Origin of the sequence: Paenibacillus sp. MSJ-34 (assembly GCF_018918005.1) — a bacterium.
Taxonomy (GTDB): Bacteria; Bacillota; Bacilli; order Paenibacillales; family Paenibacillaceae; genus MSJ-34.
This window is the reverse complement of the sequence record NZ_JAHLPR010000041.1, coordinates 34,560-59,191: the sequence shown is the minus strand read 5'-3', so window position 1 is coordinate 59,191 and position 24,632 is coordinate 34,560. Positions and strand designations below refer to the sequence as shown.

Here is a 24,632-nt window from a genome sequence, read left to right as displayed (position 1 = left end):
CTATCTATAATCCAAAATTCGTATTTACCAATTCGTCAATCATTTGCTGCTCGTTCGGACCCGCTCCGATTAAGGCATCATGCAATGCTTGGTCGTTCGTGTTTTGTTTCAGCAGCGATGCCAAATACCAGCGAATGACGATGCGATTTTCCTCGTTATTATAATCTTGCGTGATCCCTAGCTTCAACGTCTCCGATGCGGCGGCGTAATCCCCGCGTTTGAAGTGGATCTGGCCGATGGCGAGCGCCATTTTCGGCGTGACGCCGAAGGCGCGTCCTTGGTTCTGCTCTTCCGGCAGCGATTCGAGGATCTTCACCTGCTCTTGAAGTTTGCCATATACGGCGAGCGCATCGTCCCAATAAGCGTTCATATTCTGGGTGTCCTGTTCCTTACGCGCTTTTTCGCCAAGATCGTGATCCCACATCATGATTCGTTCATAAAGCGTAATGTTCTTCGGATCGTCAGGATCCAGGCCCGTATCCCACGGCCGATCCGCCAACTGCGCTCTGGCGAATTGCAACGCCTCGTCGTACATTCCCTTCATCTCGTATTGGAGAATTTGCAATTCGATCAAGATGCGGTTATGCGCTTCTTTTTTCAGCACCTTGTCCAAAAGCTGTTGGCCCTCATTGTAAAAACCTTCGTCCTGCGTTTGTTGAAACGCCGACCGCAGCAAGGTGATTTTCATTCTTGCATAATCAGGATGCGTCGGACGTTTGCTTAACGCTTTATCCAAATGCACCACCGTTTCATTATAGTTTTTCGTCTCGTCCAAGACTCGGTTCGCCGTTTTATAAGAAGCGTTGGCCGTTAACGAGTTGAACGATACAAACACCATCACCACAGCGAGAACGCCGACGACGCTCGGATAAATATACTGCATCGACGGATGATTCAGCTTCTTGATCTCCGGTGTGCTTGTATTTGCGATCATGCCTCCGAGACAAAGGAAAACCAGACCGGACAAATAAACGTAGCTGAGATCGAAATCGAGCATACTGTGCGCAAATAGCGCAACCGCGATCATGAAATATAGAAAACCGCTATTGCGTTGCTCGTCGTTGCTGCGGATATAGCTCCGGATAAAGAAGTACAAAATCAACGCAAGGAATGCCACTAGAATGAGAAAACCGACAATCCCCGTCTCGGCCAAATACTGCATCGCAAAGTTATGCGCTTGGCGGCTCGTGTAAGGGTTGTGCTGGTATTTTTCGTATAATGCGGCCCAAGCGCCGCCACCCGCGCCAAATGCAGGATAGTCGCCCAGCAGCTTCATGGCGTCCTTATAGAACGTTACGCGCTCCAGAGCGCTATGTTGTTGGAAATTAATGCTCTCAAGCCGGGATTTGATCGATTCCGGGAAAATATTTTTGGCGCTCGTAAAGATGAACACATACGCCGCAATTCCGCCTATAATAATCGCAGCAACAGGCAACGCAAAGTGCGACCATTTTTTCTGGGTGAAGCCTTCCAGCTTCTTCTCAAGCCAAGGCGCGATAAAGCGTTCGATTAGCACGGCAACGACCGTATATAACAAGGAGACGCCGAGCAGCGTCAACCACCCTTTGGCCGCGAGCGACGACGAGAATTGCTCCTGCAGCTTCAGTCCGGTATCCGTGAGATTGCCAAGGAACGCAAGCGAAATGACAAACGCGATCCCGAGATGCACAACCCATAAGATTTGCCTGTAAGGCTTTTGGAAAAACATGAAAAAGAGAAAAGCAATAGGCACAAGCACAATCGCTCCCCGCGACAACGTCAGGAAAAACGAAATGATGATCGGGACGAGCATGAAGGCGTTCAGTGCCTTCACATACCATTTCTGCGACTTCACAAGCATGAACACCGCGCAGAACATCAAGGCGATCAGCAGTCCGGCATACGTATTCGGATATTGGAATACCGAAGACAACCGGTGGCCAATGGCCTGTACCCAAATCGTCTGATTATAGCTGCCGTCCGTCAGAATCGGCCCGTACGGGAACCCTTGCACCAACCAGGAAACGAGCGAGCCCGTAAGCTTCGCATGCCCGAACCAGGCGATCATCCCGTACCATACGACCAAATAGCCGGTAATAAGCACGACCGATTGAATGATGCGGTTCGCCGCCCGGTGCTTCAACACGTATGCGCCAAACAAGAACAAGGCCACGTAGACGAATTGTATGTAAACCATATTCATCGCATAATAGGACGAGCCCGCAGAGCTTAGCGAGATGAAATAAGTAAGAGGCAGGCCGAGCACTAGCAAACTGAGCCAGTCTTTCTGCTCTTCCAATCTCCAAATCTTAAAAAAATAGCCCGCCAGCACGACAAGCGTAATACTCATCCAGCATACCGCGGTATAAATCGGACTCTCGTAATTAATCGTATTCCCGTTAAACAACCCAACCTGAAACGGCGCCCAAAACAAAAACAGCACCACCGACCCGATCAGGCCCCACTGCCAAGCCGTAAACTTCTCCCCCGGCATCGTCTTCTTTTCTACCATTGGAAATCTCCTTCAGTTGATAAAATTCGACTTTATTTTATCATAAAAGGGAGGGGGAGGGGAAATGGTAGGGATAATCGTTTTATAATATAAATCTGGATATCTAATATACTAGTATTTAGTATGTGTGTTTGTTACAATACCATTGACGAATTCTTTTAATAGGATTTAATCAAATTTTACACCAAGGGGATAGTATTTCGTAATGTTTAAAACTTTGTGGATTAATAGAAATCTTATTAAACAATTTACAATACGTGAAATAAGCGGAAGATATCGAGGCTCTTTGCTTGGAACGCTCTGGTCAATTATAACTCCTTTATTAATGTTAAGTATATATACTTTTGTCTTTAGCGAAATATTTAAAAGCAGATGGTCACCTGAGAGTGAGAATAAGCTAGAGTTTGCATTGTTAGTTTTTTCTGGACTCATTATATTTAATATTTTTGCTGAAATGCTAACAAGAGCACCTTCTTTAATTATTAGCAATCAAAATTATGTAAAAAAAGTAATTTTTCCATTGGAAATTTTACCCATAGCAATTTTGGGCTCTGCACTTTTTCATAGTTGTATTAGTTTTATTATACTTAGTTGCGGGCTTTATTTTTTTATGGGAACTATCCATTGGACAATCATACTTTTGCCAGTCATTTTAATTCCATTTGTTTTTCTATCGATTGGGTTGTCTTGGATATTATCAGCATTAGGCGTATATTTTAGAGATATAGGGCATTTTATAACTTTATTAGTTCAAGCCCTTATGTTACTTAGTCCAATTTTTTATCCCATCTCTATGATCCCACAGAATTTATTATTTATATATTATTTTAACCCCCTTACACTAATTGTTGAGAATACAAGGAATATTTTGGTTTGGGGACAGTTGCCTGAGTGGAATACGTATGCTGGTTTCACTATAGTATCTCTGGTAATTTATTTTTCTGGTTACTTTTTCTTCCAAAGAACAAAAGGAGGTTTTGCAGATGTCTTATGAGGTGGTCATTGACATTCACGACGTCAGTAAAACCTATCGATATTTTAATACGCCTGCCGAACGATTAAAACAATTACTTTTTAAAAGGAATAGGGAGAAAAACGGGTATTTTTCTGCACTATCAAAAGTATCCCTAAAGGTGAGTAAAGGGGAGAAAGTAGGAATCATTGGTAGAAATGGTTCAGGTAAGAGTACATTACTGCAAATTATAGCTGGGATTCTTACTCCTTCAAGTGGCAATGTACATGTCAAGGGAAGGGTTGCAGCTTTATTGGAACTTGGTAGTGGATTTAATCCGGAATTCACTGGAAAAGAAAATGTTTTTTTAAATGGAGCAATATTTGGCCTGACTCATGAACAAATTGAAGAAAAATTCGACGAAATTGTTAATTTTTCAGAAATTGGAGACTTTATTAATCAACCAGTCAAGACATACTCTAGTGGGATGTTTGTTAGGTTGGCATTCTCAGTTGCGGTTCATGTTAATCCTGAGATCTTAATTGTAGACGAAGCATTAGCAGTAGGAGATGTTTTTTTTCAAAGAAAGTGCTTTTCTAAGATAGATGAACTAAACAGGGATGGTTGTACTTTGATATATGTCACTCATGAATTAGCCAATTTAAAACAGGTTGTAAATAGGGCTATATTATTAGATAAGGGTGAACTTAAATTTGACGGCTCCCCGGTTGATGCTGTGAATAAATTCTATAAAAATGTTTATGGAATTCCATTGCATGAAAAGAAGCTGGATGATGTTTCAGATGTATATCCATCAAATTCCTTGCACTTGAAAGATCGTGAACGTTATGGAACTCAGTTTGCTCAAATTGAATCTGTTATCATAAATGGTGCAGACGGGACAGTATGGTCCGGGAAATCTTTGAAGTTAAAATTGTTAATAAGAGCAAAAGATAATGTAGACTTTTTAGTTTTCGGCATAAGGGTTAAAACAAAAACTGGAATTGATGTTTTCGCTTCGAATACACGAGACGAGGGAATAATTTTAGACGATCTAGTTGCAGATAGTAGCTATGAGTTTCAACTTGAATTCGAAAACTTTAATTTAATTGCTGGCGAGTATTTCTTATCGCTAGCTCTAGGTTCACAACAAGGAGATAACTATATTCCTGTTGATCATAGAATAGATGCAGTTAATTTAAAAGTTTTACAAGCTGAAAAATCGACAGGGATTACCAATCTCCAACCCAAAATATCGATTACTAAGGGTGCATCAATATGAGTTATCAACCATTGGATTGGAACCAGGAACTCTTACTTCGTTTAAAAAATGATAAAATAAACATCGTAAGTTTGTATGAACAATTAGACCTGAGCTCTGTTGAACGTTTTAGTTTTGATAGGGCATTGGCTATATGTAATTTTTTAAATTTAAATAATATAGAAAAACCTGTAGTTTTGGATCTTGGTTCAAGTGGTGGCGTCTTCTCATTTGCTTTAAGGGTAACTTTGAATGCACATGTAACAGCAGTGGATGATGATCGATATATAAATATTCAAAAAGAAAACGAACAATCAAGTATCATGATGATGAGAGAAAGGCTCGAAAAGTGCAAGATTGATAGAGTTATCCCTGTTAATTCGTCTATAGAGGATTTTCTTCACACCCTTCCTCCATTCCCAGTATATGATGTTGTTTTATTGCTTAATATACTGCACCATTTCTATACTGGTTATGGACAGATGTCACAACACGGTAAAATGAATTGGGGTGAAAAGGTTGAAATTCTTCGTAAAATTGGCTTGATTACAAAGAAATATCTGTTTTTTGAAATAAACTCTCTAGTAATTAATGATTATGAGAAATATTTAACAGATATAATGTATGCCGGTGAATTTAAAAGTTTAGAATACGTTTCTCGTTCCGTAGCTACAGATGGGAAGGTAAGGGCGATTTGGTGTTTCAAGAAATAAAGGAGGTGAGAGAAATGATTCTCCGTCTGCCATTGTATAATAGGGGGAATTTGGAATATAGTATAGTCTCCGAAAGGAAGCCCTGTTCGGAAAGTTGCCTTCTAAATTATGAGGATTTTGTTGCTTTTCATATGCCGGGATTGGGGGGAGATTGTTCCCATTTAAATTATCCTCTTATTACTAAAAGAAGCACATTAGTAAAGATGAAAAATAAAGAAAAAAGAAAGTGGAATAGGCTATCTTATAACTTTGAAATAGATCCGTATATTCAAGACTCTATTTATAAAAAACTTATTGATCACCCTATAGAAGGATTAGTCACAATTTTAAAAGAATGTAAATGTTGTTATGAGATGGAGTTTGTAAATGGTAAGCTTTCTAACAGCGGAGCATTGCCAATTACTAAATACTATAATCATCATTTCTCTGTAGACACAGATTGGAATTATAATAAGTTAATTAATTTTGTAGAGCAATCAAGTCAAATTTTAAAAGAGTTGCATGATTTAAATATTATTCATGGTGATGTCACTACTCAGAATTTTATTATTGGGTTGGATAATGAGGTTACTTTAATTGATCTAGATAATGTTATGATTAGTAGTTCAAATTTAATTTCACAAGAGATTGTATCCTATATATTTTATACTATCTTACCGATACTTAGAACGTTTGAAAATAATGATAGAACTAGCGCTATAATTTCTAATTTAGTTAGAGTAATCGATCATATGTCAAGTGGTGTAGATTGGGCTCGTTATTTGATTAATATCTTTGAGAAACGTGAAACTTTAAACAATGCGAATCCTTTCATCTCTGCCTATTTTTATGATTTGGATATTCTTGAGCGAGTTGTTGAAAATAACTACTCTTTAGTTAATCGTACTCAACAACTTCAAACAGAGATTTTAGAGTCAAACCGCGTTAAAGATAACGCTTTGCAGACGCAAACTGAGGTTTTTCGTGAACAATTAAGTGAAGCGTCTAATTACGCTAGAACATTGGAAATTAGTTTTAATGAGGCTGACCAATATGCTAAGTCTTTAGAAAAAAAAATAAACGAAGCTACAAATTACGCTCTGTCACTGGAAGAAAACGTAGAAAGTTGCACTAACTACGCCAAATCATTGGAAGAAAAACTTAGAGAAGTTACTGAATATACTGAAACATTAGAGGTTAATAGGAAAGAATCTACTACTTATATAGAGTCTTTGAATGATGAAATTATTAATATTAAAAATCAATACTCTTCTTTAGAAAGAGAATTAACTAATAAAACTAATCAATTAAGTTTATTAGAAGATGAGTTGCAAATGCTTTATCAAATAATAAGAGAAAAAAGTGCAATAATTGACCGTTTTGAAGAAAAACAAAAAAAACCATTTCTCGAAATATTTAAAAGAAATAGAGGGTGAATCAAATTAATACAGCTGTTTTTACTATTGTCTCTAAAAATTATTTATCTTTTGCTAGAACATTGTTTAGTTCGGTTAGACAACATCATCCTGAGTGGGAACCTTTTTTGCTTCTTGTAGATGAGGTTGATGGAGATTTTGATGTAGACGAAGAGCCTTTTGAAATCAGATTAATGTCTGATTTAGATTTACCTGATTTAAATAAGTTTTTATTTAGATATTCAATCCTAGAATTAAATACTGCAGTTAAGCCTTGGATGTTTTCTTGGCTTTTTAAACAAGGAAAATACGATAAGGTCATATATATTGACCCTGATATTTATCTTTATGATCAATTACATGAGGTAGAAGAAGCCCTTAATAAAGGTCAACTAATGGTTTTAACTCCACATCTAACCGGATTTCTGGATGATAATAAAAAGCCAAGTGAATTAAATATATTGCAAGCCGGCACCTACAATCTTGGTTTTTTGGCAGTATCCAAACATACAAAGACAAGTCTTTTTTTAGAATGGTGGCAAAGTAAACTGGAATTTGATTGTACAGTAGATATTCCAAATGGACTTTTTGTAGATCAAAAATGGATTGACTTAGTTCCGGGACTATTTGAAGATGTTACAATTCTTCACCACCCTGGTTATAATGTTGCTTATTGGAATCTTAAACATAGAACTGTAACCGTCCAAAATAATCGTTTTTTCGTAAATGGAAAGCGGCTTGTTTTCTTTCATTTTAGTGGTGTGAATCCAAGTAATCCAGATTCTTTCTCAAAACATCAAAATCGTTTTTCTTTAAAAGATATTGGTCCAGTATCATTATTAGTTAATGAATATACAAAAAATGTTCTTAATCAAGGTTTTGAAAAAACAAAAAAATGGACTTACTTTTATAATTTTTTTAATGATGGGATAAAAATTAATGATTTTGTAAGAATTTCATATAGAAATCAAGAAACTTTACAGCATATATGTGGGGAAAACCCATTTTTAAAATCTTCTTACTTTTTAACTGAACCTGCTAGAGCTGAGGATAAAAAGACCAATACTCCGTTGATAACCCATATTATGCTGACTCTTTGGGAATCTAGACATGATTTGCGAAATGTCTTTCCTGATATATGGAATCGCGATAGGGTTTCTTTTTGTCAATGGTTTGTTGATAGTGCACAAAGAGAATATGGATTTACTCAAGATTATATTGAACCTGTAAGGGGATCGCTTGAGTTAGCAACTGGAGTTAATAAAGTAGAAGAGGAATCTCAACAAACTAATTTAAAACCTATAGAGTGGAAAGTTAAAGCGTACCGAAAATTATATAACGTTTCATTAAAATTAAAACCTTTGATTATTAAGGTAGTTCCTGATTCACGAAAATCGCAACTTAAGCAATTAAAAGAGAAGATTCAACGAAAAGCTTACACAGGTCAAGTTGAAAGCTCTTTATTTAATGTTAATACTTTGGTGTCTGTTACAAGTGAATCTGCAGTTAATGAAAAAGGAATAAACCTAATAGGTTATGCTCGTTCAGAGACTGGAGTTGGGGAGTCGTGCAGATTAGCGGCCAATGCTTATACTGCGGCTGACATATCCTTTGGCATTATTAATTTTAATTTGGGTAATATTGCAAGAAGCCAAGATATGACGTGGGCGAGCAAAGAAATTGAGCGACCTCTTTATAATGTAAACATATTCCATGTGAATGCTGATCAAATGCCGATTGCTTGCGAACATTTAGGTCAAAATATTGTGTCGGGAAGATATAATATCGGGTATTGGCACTGGGAGCTGCCTGAGTTTCCTGATGAATGGAACTCTAGTTTTCAATTAGTCCATGAAATATGGGTGCCTTCTCAGTTTATTGTTGATGCAATATCAACAAAATCGCCTGTTCCAGTAATCAAGATCCCTCATGGAATCGAAGTAAAGCTCTCAGGCTATTTTGACCGAAATCATTTTGGATTACCCGATAAGCCATTTTTATTTATGTCTATGTTTGATACCTACAGTTTTCAGGAGAGAAAGAATCCAATTGCGGTAGTACATGCTTTTAAAAAGGCTTTTCAACCTAATGATGAGAAAGTTGGTCTTGTTATTAAAGTCAACCATTCTAATGGTAACCCAGAAGGGATCAATATGTTAAAAAGAGTTATAGAGGGTTATCAAAATATATACCTTATAGAGGGTACTCTTAATCGAGATGAAATTAATGCATTAATTACCAATACCGACTGTTTTGTTTCCTTGCATCGTTCTGAAGGATTTGGGTTAGGTTTAGCCGAGGCGATGTATTTAGGTAAGCCTGTCATTGGAACAAATTGGTCCGCAAATATTGACTTTATGAATCAAAAAAATTCATGCACCGTAGACTACAAACTTATTCAGTTGGGTAGTGACATGGGACCATACAAAGCTCATCAATATTGGGCAGACCCCGATTTGGACCACGCTTCGTATTATATGAAAAAGTTATATTCTGACAGAGAGTATTATGAGAGAATAGCAGTAGAGGGTCAGAAAACGATTCACAATGAGTTTTCACCTAAAGTTGTTGGCGAGAAAGTTAAAAATAGACTGAAAAATATTGGTTTATTATAGGTTAAGAGGTGTGAAATGAGTAGAGCATTAATTACAGGAATAACTGGGCAAGATGGGGCATATTTAGCGAAGCTTCTGTTAGATAAAGGGTATAAGGTATATGGGCTTATTGCGAGGAGAAGCACATCTACGACATGGAGGTTAGAGTATTTAAATATTGTTAACGACGTTGAGTTAATTGACGGAGATCTAACAGATATTTCATCTCTAATAAATGCAATTCGGATTTCAAAACCGACAGAAGTTTACAATTTGGCAGCTCAAAGCTTTGTAGGAACCTCATGGGAACAGCCTATTACAACAACACAAGTTACGGGTTTAGGCGTTTTAAATATGTTGGAAGCAATTCGTAATATAGATCCTACCATAAAGTTTTACCAGGCTTCCACGAGTGAAATGTTTGGACTTATACAGGAAGAAAAACAAACTGAAAATACTAAATTTTATCCTAGAAGTCCATATGGAGTTGCGAAATTATTTGGTCATTGGATTACTATAAATTATAGAGAAAGTTATAATATGTTTACTTGCAGCGGGATTTTGTTTAATCATGAATCTCCTATTCGAGGTATCGAATTCGTAACAAGAAAGGTTACTGATGCTGTTGCTAGAATAAAATTGGGTAAACAAGATCAATTGAAATTAGGGAATATCGATGCAAAAAGAGATTGGGGATTTGCAGGGGATTATGTAGAGGCAATGTGGCTTATGTTGCAACAGGAGGAAGCAGATGATTACGTAATAGCAACTGGTAAAACTACAACAGTAAGGGATATGTGTAGGATCGCATTCAATTATGTTGGACTCAATTATGAAGATTACGTTGTTATTGATCCAAAATATTATAGACCTGCAGAAGTCGATATATTATTAGGAGATCCTTCAAAGGCGAGAGGCAAATTAAATTGGGAACCGCGAACAAGCTTAGAAGAATTGATTGAAATGATGGTAGAAGCTGATTTAGTGCGTAATAGAAAACATGCATAAGGTGGATTAATATGAGGGTATTAGTCACGGGGGCGAATGGGTTTGTAGGAAGGAAATTGGTACGTGAACTTTTAGATAGAAACCATGAAGTATTTGCCGGAGTCACTTCATTTGACAACGATAATGACACAATAAAAACAGGTTACCTAGATATTTTGGATGAGAACTCGATTATTCATGCTGTACGGGATTTTAAGCCACAAGGTGTTATTCATTTAGCGGCGCAAACTATGGTAAGCAAAGCATGGGATAATCCAAAAGGGACAATGGAAATCAATGTTCACGGAACGATTAATATGCTCCAAGCGATTAAACAGTATGTACCTGAGGCTAAAGTTTTGACTATTGGTTCAAGCGAAGAGTATGGACTAAGCGGAAAGCAGGGTGTTTCTTTAACAGAGGAAACACCCTGCTTTCCGCAAAATCCATATGCGGTTAGTAAGTTTACTGCGGGTCAGATTGCTCTTCAAATTTCATTAAAGGAAAATATAAACTTAGTTCATGTACGCCCCTTTAATCATTTTGGACCTGGTCAGAAGAAAGGGTTTGTGATTAGCGATTTTATTTCACAACTTGTACTAATGGATCAGGGGAGGATAGAGCCAATTATTCATGTTGGAGATGTAAATGTCAAAAGAGATTTTACTTATATAGATGACATAACTAGAGCATATATTTTGCTTTTGGAAAGAAACGTAGGAACTGGAATATACAATGTGTGCTCTGGAATTCCTAGAAAGATTGAAGATATATTATTTTATTTAATGAAGCTAATTAAAATTCCTATAACGATAATGAAAGATGAGAAAAAAATGAGGGTAAACAATACTCCCTTATTTATAGGATCTGCGCAAAAAATAAATACTACACTTGGCTGGAGTCCACAAAAAGATTTTTATGTTGGACTAGAAGAAACGTTCGAATGGTGGCGTCAAAAACATATTATTGAAGGTGAACAATAATGAGATTAGTACTTTTATCTGGTGGTTCAGGGAAGAGGCTCTGGCCATTAAGTAACAATTCCAGATCAAAGCAGTTTATCAAGGCTCTACTCAATGAAGAGGGCGAGTATGAGTCCATGATTCAAAGAGTGTGGAGACAGATAGAGGCAGCAGGACTGAACCAAAACATTTCAATTGCAACCAGTAAAACTCAAAAAGAAATACTCATTAATCAGCTAGGTCATAATGTAGATATCATTGTTGAACCTGAAAGAAGAGACACTTTTGCAGCAATAGCACTTGCTTCGTTGTTCCTTTACAAGAAAAAAAATGTAGATTTAAATGAGATTATTGTTGTTTTACCAGTAGATCCATTTGTTGAAAACGAATTTTTTGGAATGATTAAACAAATGGAGATAGCAATTCAAGAAACTAATGCTGATTTAGCTCTATTAGGAGTTTTACCAACGTATCCTTCGGAGAAATATGGCTATATAATTCCAAAACAAAAATACAGTGATTTTTTTTTCCAAGTAGATTATTTTAAGGAAAAACCTACTGAATGTGAAGCGGAAAGCTTGATTAAAAATAATGCTTTATGGAATTGTGGCGTTTTTGCTTTTCGTCTAGGATATATTATTTCAATTCTTAAAGAAAAAAAGCTATCTTTAGAGTATGAATTGTTTCTAAAGAATTATAACCATATTCCTAAAAATAGTTTTGATTATGAAGTGGTTGAAAATACCGAAAATATTATTGTAATCCCTTATAGAGGATATTGGAAGGATATCGGGACATGGAATACATTTACAGAAGAGTTGTCGGATAGTGTACTTGGGAAGGGATTTATCAATTCAGATATTTTAAATCATAATAATCACATAGTTAACGAGTTGGATATTCCTATTGCTCTAGTTGGCTTAACAGATGTTGTGGTCGCCGCTAGCCCGGATGGTATACTGGTAAGTACTAAGGAAGCAAGTTCGCAGGTTAAAGAAATTGCTAATAAGTTTGACGGCAGATTGATGTATGAAGAACGAAGATGGGGTTGGTACAGAGTTCTTGACCATACCGTACAGGAAGATCAAAAAGAAATACTAACAAGAAAAATTCATTTATCCTCTGGGAAAAATTTAAGCTACCATTCTCATGACAAAAGAATTGAAATATGGATTGTATTAAATGGCCAAGGTGAGTGTATCATCGAAGGTGAAAAAATATATATTAAAGCAGGAGATACGTTGAAAATTGATAAAAAAATGAAGCATGCTTTAAAAGCACTATCCGATTTAGAATTTATTGAAACCCAAATTGGAACTGAACTTTCAGAATCAGATATTAAAAGATACTATCTAGAATGGTATGAAATAATAGAAAAGATAATAAAGTAAAAAAGTATTGATAAATTTAATAGATTTTATGATATATTGTGTAGGTTCTTTGGACAAAACATAGATGATTCATTTTCATTTATATTATATTAAAGAAAAAAGATTAAGCCTACAGTATTCCTAAGGGTTCCTTATATTAATAATTAAGTTAATGTTTGTTTTTTGATACGTCACTTATATTTAAAGACTCTTCTTATAAAGATGACTATAAGTTTTTGGGTATAAAAGGATCATGTTTTGCCAAGAATTCGATAAATTGCAAAATAAAGTAGTAAAGATTATATTAGTAATTGAGTAAAGACTAATAGTTGATATCTGGAGGTAAAATGAAAAAAGAAATATATCTTCAAATGAATGAAATTGAGAGTAATCATTGGTGGTTTAAAGGAAGAAGAAGAATAGTTGAAAAAACTATAGAATCGCTGCAACTCCCTTTAAATCCTAAAATATTAGATATTGGTTGTGGAACAGGTGGAAATCTTAGTCTTTTATCAAGATTTGGTGAAGTAACTGGTATTGAACTTGAAGATACCGCAATTGAAATTGCCCGACAAAAAGGAATCGGGACAATTCATAAAGGTTATTTGCCTGACGGAATTTCTCAATCTGAAGATAAGTATGATTTAATAATATTATTAGATGTCTTAGAACATATTGAAGACGATCTAGCTTCACTTAGAAAGCTTAAGTCAATGCTTACAAAAAGAGGGCAGTTAATAATAACTGTGCCTGCTTTTCCATTTCTTTGGAGCCAACACGATGTAGAGCATCACCATAAAAGAAGATATCGACTTTCAAACCTTAAAAAATGTATATTAGATTCAGGGTTGTATCCCCGTCATATTACTTACTATAACATTTATTTATTCCCAATTATCTCATTTGTTAGGATTTTGAGGAGAATTATTCCTTATAAGGATGCAGGGCAGGATGTAAAGATTCCTAATAAGTTTATAAATTCAATATTAGAAAGTTTGTTCTCTAGCGAGCGTAAGTTAGTTTGTAATTACAAACTTCCATTCGGTGTTTCGCTTCTTGCGGTTGTACAAAATAATGAAAATTTTTAGATTTATTTTCAATAAGGAATTTATAACGTTTGCGGGAGTAGGAATATTTACAACAATTTTACATATAGTTATTTACTATGTGTTGACCGAATTACTAAAAATAAATGCAATTATTGCTTCTATACCTGCCTTTATTATCTCAATGATATTTTCATATATTGCAAACCATAAGTGGACTTTTCAAGTTGTGAAAGAGCATGTTAGATATTTTCCAAAGTATATCGCGGTTGCTACCATGGGGTTATTATTAAACTTACTTCTTATTTTTATAGTAGTAAATCTTTTAAAATTTTCTAATATAATCGGAGTACTGGTTGTTGTTCTTATAGTCCCCCCTTTTAATTACATCGTAAATAAATTTTGGACTTTTAGGGTGAGTGAAAAAATATGACAGTGTATGCAAGTAATTATGATAATCTTCTTTCAATTATTGTCCCTGCGTATAACGAAGAATCAGTTCTAGAAGCGTTTCATAAACGACTAATTTCTGTTCTTGATGGGATTGAAATGAAGTCAGAAATCATCTATGTGAACGATGGTAGTAGAGATAGAACTTTGGAAATATTGAATTCAATTCGTCAATGTGATCATCGTGTGGCCATTGTAGATTTAAGTAGAAATTTTGGTAAGGAAATAGCAATGGCTGCAGGGTTAGATTATGCAAATGGAGATGCTGTTGTAATTATTGATGCAGACCTACAAGATCCTCCGGAATTGATACCAGAACTGATTAAGGAATGGGGGAATGGTTTTGATGTAGTTTATGCAAAACGTACTTTGCGGCAAGGAGAAACCTTTTTCAAACGAACAACTGCCTTTCTTTTTTATCGATTTATTCAACGAGTTAGTAATGTATCGATTCCAGAAGATACAGGCGATTTTCGCTTATTAAGCCGAAAAGCAGTCGAATCGTTAAGGAAACTTAGGGAACAGCAGAGATTTTCTAAAGGTTTATTCGCTTGGATAGGATTTCCCCAAAAAGAAGTACTATATCAAAGGGATCCAAGATATGCAGGAGTAACTAAGTGGAATTATATACGATTGTGGAACTTGGCGATAGAAGGGATCACATCCTTTACCATTGCACCTTTAAAGATAGCGAGTTACATGGGAGGAATCTTTGCTCTTATTTCCTTCTTATTCATATTAGTTATTATTTTTCAAACATTAGTTTTTGGAAATCCAGTTAAAGGATACCCTTCTCTAATAGTTGTAGTTCTATTTATTGGAGGGATTCAACTAATATGCTTAGGAATTATTGGGGAGTATCTAGGGAGAATTTTCAATGAAACTAAGAAAAGACCGCTATATTTACTTAATAACTATTATCCTAGTGAAAATTCTAGTCAAATATTAGCTAGTGATAGGTTTATAGTACAGGAGAGAATCGTAAATGGATCCCGTTAGATTTATTAAGGCTATAGAGTCTAAAAAGAATATAATAACATTGATCGTTTTTATATTGATATTTGTTACATCCTTCTTATTCTTAAATGATTCTGGGAAGGTAACAATAAAATCTATTACTGCCTCCGCACAGTATCCGGATAATGTCGGAGGTTTTTCACCTTATAAGGTTATTGATAAGTCTACACAAGAAGATACAACCGATTATTGGCTGTTACCCGATCATACTAATGGATGGATTAAATTGGATTTAGATCATGAATATACAATAACTTCTATTAAAATACTGAATACTAATAATAGTTATTTCAAAGATAGGGGTACATTAAAATTTGATCTCGTTTTCATAGATAAAAATGGGAACGAAACTATTTTACCTAATGAATCACTTCCTCAGTTTCCAGAATGGAAAGAATATATTTTTTCTACTGGGGAAGAGGTATATGCAAAATCAATTCAGATTAATATTAATGAATATTATATGAATGGCGGAGGTTTGAACGAAGTAGAGATTAATGGTTATAAAGGCGATTTGGGTATTAATGTTACAAATAATATCTTGCTATGTTTCTTCCTTTCAATTACAGCTTCAACAATTATTTATTGTTTAATAACAGGGAAAAATGGAACAACAATAACCTTAGTACTAGGTGGAATATTAGGAATTATAGTATTTTTATACAATTTAGGAATCAGAATTTTGAATCCAACTTATATTGATTGGCTTGTTACAAAAGGAGATCCAGCAACCCATTTTTTAGGATGGCATTTTTTTAGAAATGAACCATGGCATTTTCCAATTGGTCTTATAAGCAATTATGGAGCACCGGAAGGAACAGCAATTGCACTAACTGATTCCATCCCTCTTTTAGCGATAATATTTAAGCTTTTCAATATATGGTTACCTCCGGATTTCCAATATTTCGGATTTTGGATTTTGATTTGTTATATATTACAAGGGATTTTTGCTTCATTATTAATGAAAACAATAAACAAAAATGTATTAGTACAAGTTCTAGGTACTATACTTTTTACTTTAAGTCCTATTATGTTATGGCGGGCGTATGGACACTATGCCTTAATGGGCCACTGGACTATTTTAGCATCTATTTGGTTATTATTCGCGAATAACAAGAAATTCCCATCTTTTTGGTGGATAGGGATTATATGCATTTCAATTTTAATACACCCTTATCTTTTTATTATGGTGATTGGATTATGTTTTATTGGGGTGTTCGAGGCATATTTTGTAAAAAAACTTATTAATAATAGATTCGTTTTTATATATTCCATAACATGTGCTGTTTTAATAATATTTATCTTATGGATGATAGGTTATTTTAGTATTAGAGGTGGAGAATTCGCAGCAGGTGGATTTGGTAATTATTCCATGAATCTTAACTCTGTTATTAATCCACAGGGGTGGTCTAGCATTCTTGTGGATAGACAAAATGCAACCCCCGGACAAAATGAAGGGTTTAATTATCTTGGTGTAGGAGTAATGGTATTAATATTTTGGTCATTGTATGAATTGGTAAAGACGCCTCCAACAAAAAAAGTAATTATGAAATTAATTCCAATAGGATTAGTTTGTTTGATCTTTACTACTATTGCAATAAGTAATGTTATAACTTTTGACGGAAAAGTTTTTACTATTATTCCTATTCAAAATAGAGTATTGCTATTGTTTGAAACGATTAGAGCGTCGGGAAGATTTTTTTGGCCTGTTTATTATTTAATAATGTACTTTATATTTCGATCCATAATTCCCAGGAATCACAATAAGCCTGTAATAGCATTATTATTGATAGCTTTGGTTATTCAATATGTTGATATAAATGGAAAAATGTTGGAATTTAGAAATGATTATATGAGTACTATTAAATGGGATAATCCATTAAAATCCGAACTATGGAATACTTTAGATGGTTCATATAGTAGAATTATTTTTGTTCCTGTTAATCTCGATGAGAGTTATGTTCCTTTTTCCTATTTAGCAGTAAAAAAAGGAATGTCTATTAATGTGGGATACTTTGCTAGGTATAGTAATGCAGCTTGGCAACGGCATAATGAGGAAGTCACTAACGATTTGAAAAAAGGTAATTTTTATGAAGATGCAATTTATATCATTAGAGATAGTAAAATAGAACAAGATATTGTCACTAAGATGGGAGAAAATGATTTTTATGGTATTGTCGATGGATTTAATATTTTTATACCAAATGGAAAGCATCTAACAAAGGGGAGTAGCTCAAAAACTTTTGAAGAATTGATTCAACCCTACGAACTTGGTTCTAAAATTAACTTTGGAAACAAAGGAAATGCTAAACTGTATCAGGATACAGGTTGGAGTGAGGCAGAGGGGGAATTTACTTGGACTAATTCAAAAAAGGCAATTCTAAGGATGCAAATAAGTAAAGTAAATACAAACTTAAAATTAGATATGAGAATTTTTCCTTTAGTTTCAAGCAAGCTTAAAAATCAAAAATTGATAGTACGAATAAATGAGCATTTAATAGATGAACTAAATATTTCAAAAGAGGGAAATTATATAATTAATATTGAAAGAGAACTCTTATCGAATAGTAACGAAGTAAAATTAGAGTTTGAGTTGCCGAATGCTACTACTCCTGTTGAGCTAGGATTAAATAATGATTTACGAACACTTGGAGTTGCCTTTAAATCTCTTAAAATCTCAGAAGAAGATTAACAAAATTAAAGTTTAGGATCAACCTGAATAAATAAGGATGGTGAAGTAATGAAAGGGATTATTCTTGCTGGGGGCACAGGCTCACGTCTATACCCTTTGACGAAAGTGACAAACAAACATTTACTCCCCGTCGGCAAATATCCAATGGTTTTTCACGCTGTCCATAAACTCAAAGCATCTGCTATCCAGGATATTCTTATCGTCACCGGCAAAGATCACATGGGTGACGTTGTTAACCTGCTCGGTAGCGGCCATGAAATGGGAATTACCTTCACGTACAAAGTCCAAGATGAAGCTGGGGGGATTGCACAAGCGCTCGGATTGGCCGAACATTTTGTCGGAGACGATCAAATGGTCGTTATACTCGGGGACAATGTTTTTTCGGACGATATTGCGCCGTATGTTCAAAATTTCCGAGAGCAACAAAAAGGCGCGAAGATTCTTATCCAAGAGGTTCACGACCCGCAGCGCTATGGTGTACCCGAACTCAATGGAGATAAAATTATATCCATTGAAGAGAAGCCTAAAAATCCTAAAAGTAATTATGCTGTGACGGGTATCTATATGTATGATAATTCGGTTTTTGATGTAATTAAAACCCTAGCACCTTCCGCTCGTGGAGAGTTGGAAATCACAGACGTTAATAACGCATATATTAAAAGAAATCAACTCACTTATGATATACTCCAGGGTTGGTGGACCGATGCGGGAACGCATGCTTCATTGGCCAAAGCAAATGAACTGGCCAAAGAGCTCGTTTTCAGCGAGGAATTTGGAAAATTAAAATTGTAAGAGGTGTATATGATGCAAGTCGTAAAAACGAAACTCGAAGGGGTTTTTATTATTGAACCAGCTGTGCATGGGGACAGTCGCGGTTTTTTTATGGAAACATACAATAGTGTGAAATTTAAAGAATTTAAAATCGATTTTTCGTTTGTTCAGGATAATCATTCTTTATCAGCCGAACCTGGTGTCCTACGGGGACTTCATTATCAATTAAATCCAAAAGCGCAGACAAAGCTGATTCGCGTGATACAAGGTGCAATTTATGATGTGGCGGTAGATATTCGCAAAAGTTCGCCTACTTTCGGTCAATGGGTAGGTGTTATTTTGAGCGCGGCAAATAAACGCCAGTTGCTTGTTCCACAAGGCTTTGCCCACGGCTTCTGTACCCTCGTTCCGAATACGGAAGTAATTTACAAAGTGGACGATTACTACTCCCCCGAACATGACCGCGGCATCGCCTGGAACGATCCTGCACTTGGGATCGATTGGCCGACATCAAACCCGATCTTATCAGCTAAGGATCAGACGCATCCGCTTCTTAAAGATGCCGAGATCAATTTCGATTAAAGGAGACGATACCTTGAAACTACTCGTCACCGGCGGAGCCGGTTTTATCGGCAGCAACTTTGTTCATTACATGTTGAATAAATACCCCGACTATGAAATCATCAACTTCGACGCTTTGACATATGCCGGCAATCTGGAAAACCTTGCGAGCGTGCAAGACAACCCGAATTATACGTTTGTGAAAGGCGATATTGCCGACGCCAAAGTTGTCGACGAAGTATTCCAGCAGGGGATTGATTACGTCGTTAATTTTGCTGCGGAATCGCATGTCGATCGGAGCATTATGGATCCGGGCATTTTTGTGCGGACGAATGTGATGGGGACGCAAGTGTTGCTAGACGCCGCCAAAAAATATCAAGTGAAAAAGTATCTTCAAGTTTCAACCGACGAGGTATACGGGACGCTTGGGGATACCGGACTATTTACGGAAAATACGCCGCTTGCGCCTAACAGTCCTTATTCGGCAAGCAAAGCCGGGGCAGACATGCTAGTACGCTCCTATCATGAAACGTTTGGGATGCCAGTGAATATTACACGTTGTTCGAACAACTACGGGCCGTACCATTTTCCAGAAAAATTAATTCCGTTAATGATCTCCAACGCCTTAAACGATAAGCCGCTGCCTGTCTATGGCGACGGTCTTCATGTTCGCGACTGGCTATACGTAGAAGACCATTGCAGTGCTATCGATCTGGTTCTTCATAACGGAAAAGACGGCGAGGTTTATAACGTAGGAGGAAACAACGAAAGAACGAATGTTCAAATCGTAAAAACAATTCTGCAGGAGCTCGGCAAACCGGAATCGTTAATCACGCATGTTACCGATCGGCCAGGCCATGACAGACGTTACGGTATTGACGCTACAAAATTGACGACAGAATTGGGATGGCAGCCGAAGCATAACTTTGAAACAGGCATCAAAGAAACGATCAAATGGTACCTTGAAAACCAACAATGGTGGACACGGATTCAAACTGGGGCTTACCAAGAATACTATCAGTTGCAGTACGGTTCTCGTTAAGGTGCTGCCATGAAGGTGATCGTTACGGGAGCAGGGGGGCAGCTAGGAACCGATGTCGCGGCTATATTTAAGCAAAATGGCCATGACGTGATCGATCTGGATCGTTCGAAATTAGATATTGCCAACCAACAGGCATGCAATGATATCATCAGTGCGTCTCAACCGGACGTCATCGTGCATTGCGCCGCTTACACGGCCGTCGATGCGGCGGAGTCCGAAGAGGATCAAGCATACCTTGTTAATGCGGTCGGTTCGCGAAATATCGCTGTTGCAGCGGAAAAAACGGGCGCAAAAGTATGCTATCTCAGCACGGACTACGTCTTTGACGGAACATCGACAGAGCCGTATCGTGAATACGACAGCACCAATCCGCAAACCGTCTATGGCAAGTCCAAGCGGGCCGGGGAACAACTGGTGCAAACGTTATGTTCGCGCTATTTCATTGTTAGAACTTCTTGGGTTTACGGGAAGAACGGGAATAACTTCGTGAAAACGATGCTGAAGCTCGGACGAGAAAAGCCTTCCCTGCAGGTGGTGCATGATCAAATCGGCTCTCCAACGTATACGGTGGATTTAGCGACTTTTTTATTAGAACTGGTTGCTACTGAAAAATACGGTGTCTATCACGCCTCCAATACCGGAAACTGTTCATGGTATGAATTTGCGAAAGCGATTTTCGAGGAAGCGGGTATGGAGACCGAGGTTCGTCCATGTACGACGGCGGAATTCCCGCGTCCCGCCCCGAGGCCGAAAAACTCCGTGTTGGATCACGGCTCGATTCGCACGAACGGATTCGAGGACTTGAGGCAGTGGCGTGACGCATTAAAGGAATTTATCGTCGAGTTAAAAAAATAAAAGTTTGAGGTCATGCCATCATGCCAACCGTTAGCGTTCATATCGTCACATACAACAGCGCCCAATATATCCGCCGGTGTTTGGAGTCTGTTTTCCAACAAACGCATCCGATTTCGCAGGTTATCGTAATTGACAACGCCTCGACGGATTCGACATTTGAAATTGTGAAAACGATGGGCAATAACATTCGTCTCGTACGCAATGAAACGAATACCGGCTTTGCCCCGGCGCATAATCAGGCGATGGCATTGTCCGATTCCGATTATTACCTCGTATTGAATCCGGATGTCGTGTTGCATCAGGACTATGTCGCTTCGATCATTAAACAGATGGAGCGAGACGACAAGATCGGCAGCGCCACAGGAAAACTGCTCTTACAATCCGATCCGACTAAAGTCGATAGCACCGGCATTGTCATGAACAAAGCACGCAGAGCATTCGACAGGGGGGCGGGCGAGGACGCAGAACGATGGAACGACTCGGGCGAGGTGTTTGGCGTATCAGGCGCTGCGGCGCTCTATGCAAAGCGGATGGTCGACGATATTCGGGTGCAGGGGGAGTTTTTCGACGAAGATTTCTTCGCCTACAAAGAAGATGTCGATGTTGCGTGGCGGGCTCGGCTATTAGGGTGGAAAGCCTACTACGTTGCGGATGCAATCGCCTATCATGTTCGCGGCTGGAAACAGGGAGCGCGCAGCAAGCAGCCTTTATTCGTGCGCAGACACTCCTACATCAACCGCTATAAGATGATGTATAAAAACGATTCCCTGTCGCAAATTGGCAGAAACGTACTTCACATCATTCCCTATGAAATAGCCGGCTTTGCTTTCGCGCTGTTCACGGAACCCGGGCTACTCGGAGCATGGCGTTCCTTCTTCAAAGAACGTCCGAAACTCAAACAAAAACGCACACATATCCAACAAAGGCAAAAGGCTAGAATCAAATTCTAGTCTTTTTCATGTTATAATAACTGAAACTAACAATCACAGAGGTAAACCAATGGATGTCAGTATCCTCATCGTAAGCTACAATACTTGCAAATTAACGCTAGACTGTCTCCAATCCGTCTATGCATCGGAGACCGAATACAGTTATGAAGTCATTGTCATCGACAATGATTCCAAAGACGACAGCGTTCGGCAAATCGAGCAATCCTATCCGCAAGCCAGATTGATCCGAAACGAAGATAACACCGGTTTTGCCAAAGCGAACAACCAGGGCATGGAGATTGCACGAGGGCGATACGTCTTATTGCTAAACTCGGATACGGTTATTCAACCGGACACGCTAGAGATCATGCTGTCCTTCATGGACTCCAGGCCCGATGTAGGAGCTTCGGGGTGTAAAGTTATCCTGCCCGACGGATCGCTGGACAAAGCGTGCAAACGCGGATTTCCGACGCCATCGGCTTCGTTTTATTATGCGTTCGGGTTTTCCAAACTGTTTCCGAATAATCCCCGGTTCAATCAATATCAACTAGGATATTTGAGCCCGGACGAGGAATACGAGATCGATTGTTTGGTTGGCGCTTTTATGCTTGTCCGCAAAGAGACGATCGACGAGGTGGGGATGCTGGATGAAACGTTCTTTATGTATGCCGAAGATACCGATTGGTGCTACCGCATCAAGCAAGCCGGCTGGAAAAACTACTATTACCCGCGAACAACCATCATGCACTACAAAAGAGCCAGCAGCCGCAACAAGCCGCTTAGAATCACATACGAATTTCATCGTTCCATGGTCATCTTTTACAATAAGCATTATAAACAAAAGTACCCGTTCTGGGTAAGTTGGTGCATCTATGCGGGAATTGCCGTTCAATTCGCGCTGGCCATTATCAAATCCAAGCTTCTGAGCAGATAAAACTTCTTCGAACGCAAGAAAAACCCGGATATCCGGGTTTTTTTCAAGCCGTCAATACGCTCCTTCGCCCTTCAGTACGACGGGGATCGTCTTAAGCAGTATTTTAATATCCAGCGAAACGCTCCATTTCTCTATATAATAAATATCCAAATTCACCCACTCTTCAAAAGTTAAATCGCTTCTGCCGCTTACTTGCCATAATCCCGTAATCCCAGGCAGCACATCGAGCCGGATCCAGTGCTGGTCCGTATATCGCTCCACTTCTTCCGGCAAAGGAGGGCGCGGTCCGATCAAGCTCATTTCTCCACGAAGTACGTTGAACAATTGGGGCAACTCGTCGATCGAATATTTGCGAATAAACCGTCCGATGCGCGTCACCCGAGGATCGTTTTTCATTTTGAAAACCGGACCGGTAGCTTCGTTATGCCGCTCCAGCTTTTTCTTCATTTCCTCGGCATCGTAGATCATGGAACGAAATTTATACATATGAAAGGTGGAACCGCTTTTGCCGATTCTCTTTTGCTTGAAAAATACCGGCCCTTTCGAATCGATTTTGATTAGTAGCGCGACTATGCATAACAATGGCGAGAGCAAGGCCAAACCAAATCCGGATAAAATAAAGTCGATACACCGTTTCAGAACTAAATTCACTCCGCGCAGAGGCGTTTTCACAATTTCAATATACGCATAATCGTAGGTCTTATCGAAATTAACCGTTGTCGCGACAAGCTCGAACATTTCCGGAATGACTTTGATTTGAATATCGTATTTGCGTATCGTCGATATAATACGATGAATTAAGGCCCGCTCGGAAGGAATCGTAATGTAAATTTCATGCACTTTATTTCTTTGAATGACTTTTTCCAAATCCCGCGTTTGCCCGAGAATGTTGCCGCCCTTCTTATAATCGTCCAAAAATCCGACAAAATGGTACCCGATCGTCTTTTTACCGGTTAATTTATGGCTTAAATCCGCTCCAACTTTGCCGGCTCCGATAATGAGGACATTTCTCGTATGCATCTTCGATTTTTTCAATTGGACGACGATGATCAATTTTAACGATCTGATAAGCATCGCCGATGCGAGCATAGAAACGGAAAACATCAGAATGACGACCCGGGAATATAGAAAACTCGTTTTCAGAAAAAAGGCAAACCCGAGCGCGATGAGGAAAGAGATGGCGATCGCTTTGACGATCGTGCTCATATCGTCGATCAGGCTGGCCGACCGGTTGAAACGATAGAGTCCTTTCTGAAACATAATGACGGAATAAATGATAAAAATAAAACCTAGCAGAATCATATAATCGTTCAGAACGGTAATTTGCGAAAGCCCGCCGATAAGGTTATCCGCATCAACGCCAGGGTAATCCGGCATAACACGCCACATAAACAGCACAATAAAACAGGCTATGTATAATACGTACTCTAGTCCTATTAACGCTGCGTTAATCATTCTCTCCGTGCGGACGATTTTCTTTTTATGACTGGCGATATGCTCTGCGAGAATGAGATTGGTTTTGTTTATTTGAACTTGCGCATTCATTCCATGTGACCCCTTTACTTCAATTGCCTACTTTTCGATTATAGCATAAGAATGGGGGGAATTCAG

Annotated in this window: 20 protein-coding genes; 18 read left to right on the top strand and 2 right to left on the bottom strand. The window is 37.9% G+C overall.

Annotated features, from left to right (window positions below; genetic code table 11):
• Positions 1–4 precede the first annotated feature (4 nt).
• Positions 5–2,491 carry an O-antigen ligase family protein gene (locus KQI79_RS20350; protein ID WP_216540131.1) on the bottom strand — a complete coding sequence of 829 codons (2,487 nt, stop codon included), beginning with the start codon at positions 2,489–2,491 and terminating at the stop codon, positions 5–7.
• Between the two features lie 205 nt (positions 2,492–2,696).
• Here KQI79_RS20350 and KQI79_RS20345 point away from each other — a divergent pair, with 205 nt between their 5' ends.
• The 18 genes from KQI79_RS20345 (at position 2,697) to KQI79_RS20260 (ending at position 23,021) form a co-directional block, all read left to right on the top strand.
• Positions 2,697–3,485: an ABC transporter permease gene (locus KQI79_RS20345; RefSeq protein ID WP_216540130.1), complete on the top strand. Its 789-nt coding sequence runs from the start codon at positions 2,697–2,699 to the stop codon at positions 3,483–3,485.
• Positions 3,475–4,725, top strand: coding sequence for an ABC transporter ATP-binding protein (locus KQI79_RS20340; RefSeq protein WP_216540129.1), 1,251 nt, complete (start codon positions 3,475–3,477; stop codon positions 4,723–4,725). Before KQI79_RS20345 ends, KQI79_RS20340 begins: the two co-directional genes overlap by 11 nt.
• Entirely contained in the window at positions 4,722–5,417 is a 696-nt protein-coding gene (locus KQI79_RS20335) for a class I SAM-dependent methyltransferase (RefSeq protein ID WP_216540128.1), read from the top strand. The genes KQI79_RS20340 and KQI79_RS20335 overlap by 4 nt, the downstream gene beginning before the upstream one ends.
• Positions 5,418–5,431: 14 nt before the next feature.
• Positions 5,432–6,832 carry a BUD32 family EKC/KEOPS complex subunit gene (locus KQI79_RS20330; protein WP_216540127.1) on the top strand — a complete coding sequence of 467 codons (1,401 nt, stop codon included), beginning with the start codon at positions 5,432–5,434 and terminating at the stop codon, positions 6,830–6,832.
• Complete coding sequence (locus KQI79_RS28345; RefSeq protein WP_367398217.1) at positions 6,829–9,426, top strand: glycosyltransferase; 2,598 nt, start codon at positions 6,829–6,831, stop codon at positions 9,424–9,426. The genes KQI79_RS20330 and KQI79_RS28345 overlap by 4 nt, the downstream gene beginning before the upstream one ends.
• Positions 9,427–9,441: 15 nt before the next feature.
• Positions 9,442–10,413: a GDP-mannose 4,6-dehydratase gene (gmd, locus tag KQI79_RS20320; RefSeq protein WP_216540126.1), complete on the top strand. Its 972-nt coding sequence runs from the start codon at positions 9,442–9,444 to the stop codon at positions 10,411–10,413.
• 11 nt (positions 10,414–10,424) lie between these two features.
• The gene (locus KQI79_RS20315; RefSeq protein ID WP_216540125.1) at positions 10,425–11,375 is read left to right on the top strand and encodes a GDP-mannose 4,6-dehydratase; all 951 of its coding nucleotides are present in this window, start codon (positions 10,425–10,427) and stop codon (positions 11,373–11,375) included.
• Complete coding sequence (locus KQI79_RS20310; RefSeq protein ID WP_216540124.1) at positions 11,375–12,745, top strand: sugar phosphate nucleotidyltransferase; 1,371 nt, start codon at positions 11,375–11,377, stop codon at positions 12,743–12,745. The genes KQI79_RS20315 and KQI79_RS20310 overlap by 1 nt, the downstream gene beginning before the upstream one ends.
• A 326-nt stretch (positions 12,746–13,071) precedes the next feature.
• On the top strand, positions 13,072–13,812 hold the full coding sequence (locus tag KQI79_RS20305) for a class I SAM-dependent methyltransferase (protein ID WP_216540123.1): 741 nt from the start codon (positions 13,072–13,074) through the stop codon (positions 13,810–13,812).
• Entirely contained in the window at positions 13,799–14,203 is a 405-nt protein-coding gene (locus KQI79_RS28340; protein WP_216540122.1) for a GtrA family protein, read from the top strand. Before KQI79_RS20305 ends, KQI79_RS28340 begins: the two co-directional genes overlap by 14 nt.
• Entirely contained in the window at positions 14,200–15,219 is a 1,020-nt protein-coding gene (locus KQI79_RS20295) for a glycosyltransferase family 2 protein (protein ID WP_216540121.1), read from the top strand. The genes KQI79_RS28340 and KQI79_RS20295 overlap by 4 nt, the downstream gene beginning before the upstream one ends.
• The gene (locus KQI79_RS20290; RefSeq protein WP_216540120.1) at positions 15,206–17,929 is read left to right on the top strand and encodes a DUF6311 domain-containing protein; all 2,724 of its coding nucleotides are present in this window, start codon (positions 15,206–15,208) and stop codon (positions 17,927–17,929) included. Before KQI79_RS20295 ends, KQI79_RS20290 begins: the two co-directional genes overlap by 14 nt.
• Positions 17,930–17,977: 48 nt before the next feature.
• Positions 17,978–18,721: a sugar phosphate nucleotidyltransferase gene (locus KQI79_RS20285; protein WP_216540119.1), complete on the top strand. Its 744-nt coding sequence runs from the start codon at positions 17,978–17,980 to the stop codon at positions 18,719–18,721.
• 12 nt (positions 18,722–18,733) lie between these two features.
• On the top strand, positions 18,734–19,282 hold the full coding sequence (rfbC, locus tag KQI79_RS20280; RefSeq protein ID WP_216540146.1) for a dTDP-4-dehydrorhamnose 3,5-epimerase: 549 nt from the start codon (positions 18,734–18,736) through the stop codon (positions 19,280–19,282).
• A gap of 13 nt (positions 19,283–19,295) precedes the next feature.
• Positions 19,296–20,303 carry a dTDP-glucose 4,6-dehydratase gene (gene rfbB, locus KQI79_RS20275; RefSeq protein WP_216540118.1) on the top strand — a complete coding sequence of 336 codons (1,008 nt, stop codon included), beginning with the start codon at positions 19,296–19,298 and terminating at the stop codon, positions 20,301–20,303.
• 9 nt (positions 20,304–20,312) lie between these two features.
• Complete coding sequence (gene rfbD / locus KQI79_RS20270) at positions 20,313–21,158, top strand: dTDP-4-dehydrorhamnose reductase (RefSeq protein ID WP_216540117.1); 846 nt, start codon at positions 20,313–20,315, stop codon at positions 21,156–21,158.
• Between the two features lie 20 nt (positions 21,159–21,178).
• Positions 21,179–22,108: a glycosyltransferase family 2 protein gene (locus tag KQI79_RS20265; protein ID WP_216540116.1), complete on the top strand. Its 930-nt coding sequence runs from the start codon at positions 21,179–21,181 to the stop codon at positions 22,106–22,108.
• Positions 22,109–22,157: 49 nt separating this feature from the next.
• Complete coding sequence (locus tag KQI79_RS20260) at positions 22,158–23,021, top strand: glycosyltransferase family 2 protein (protein WP_216540115.1); 864 nt, start codon at positions 22,158–22,160, stop codon at positions 23,019–23,021.
• A gap of 51 nt (positions 23,022–23,072) precedes the next feature.
• Here KQI79_RS20260 and KQI79_RS20255 read toward each other — a convergent pair whose 3' ends face one another.
• Entirely contained in the window at positions 23,073–24,566 is a 1,494-nt protein-coding gene (locus KQI79_RS20255; RefSeq protein WP_216540114.1) for a sugar transferase, read from the bottom strand.
• Between the last annotated feature and the right edge of the window lie 66 nt (positions 24,567–24,632).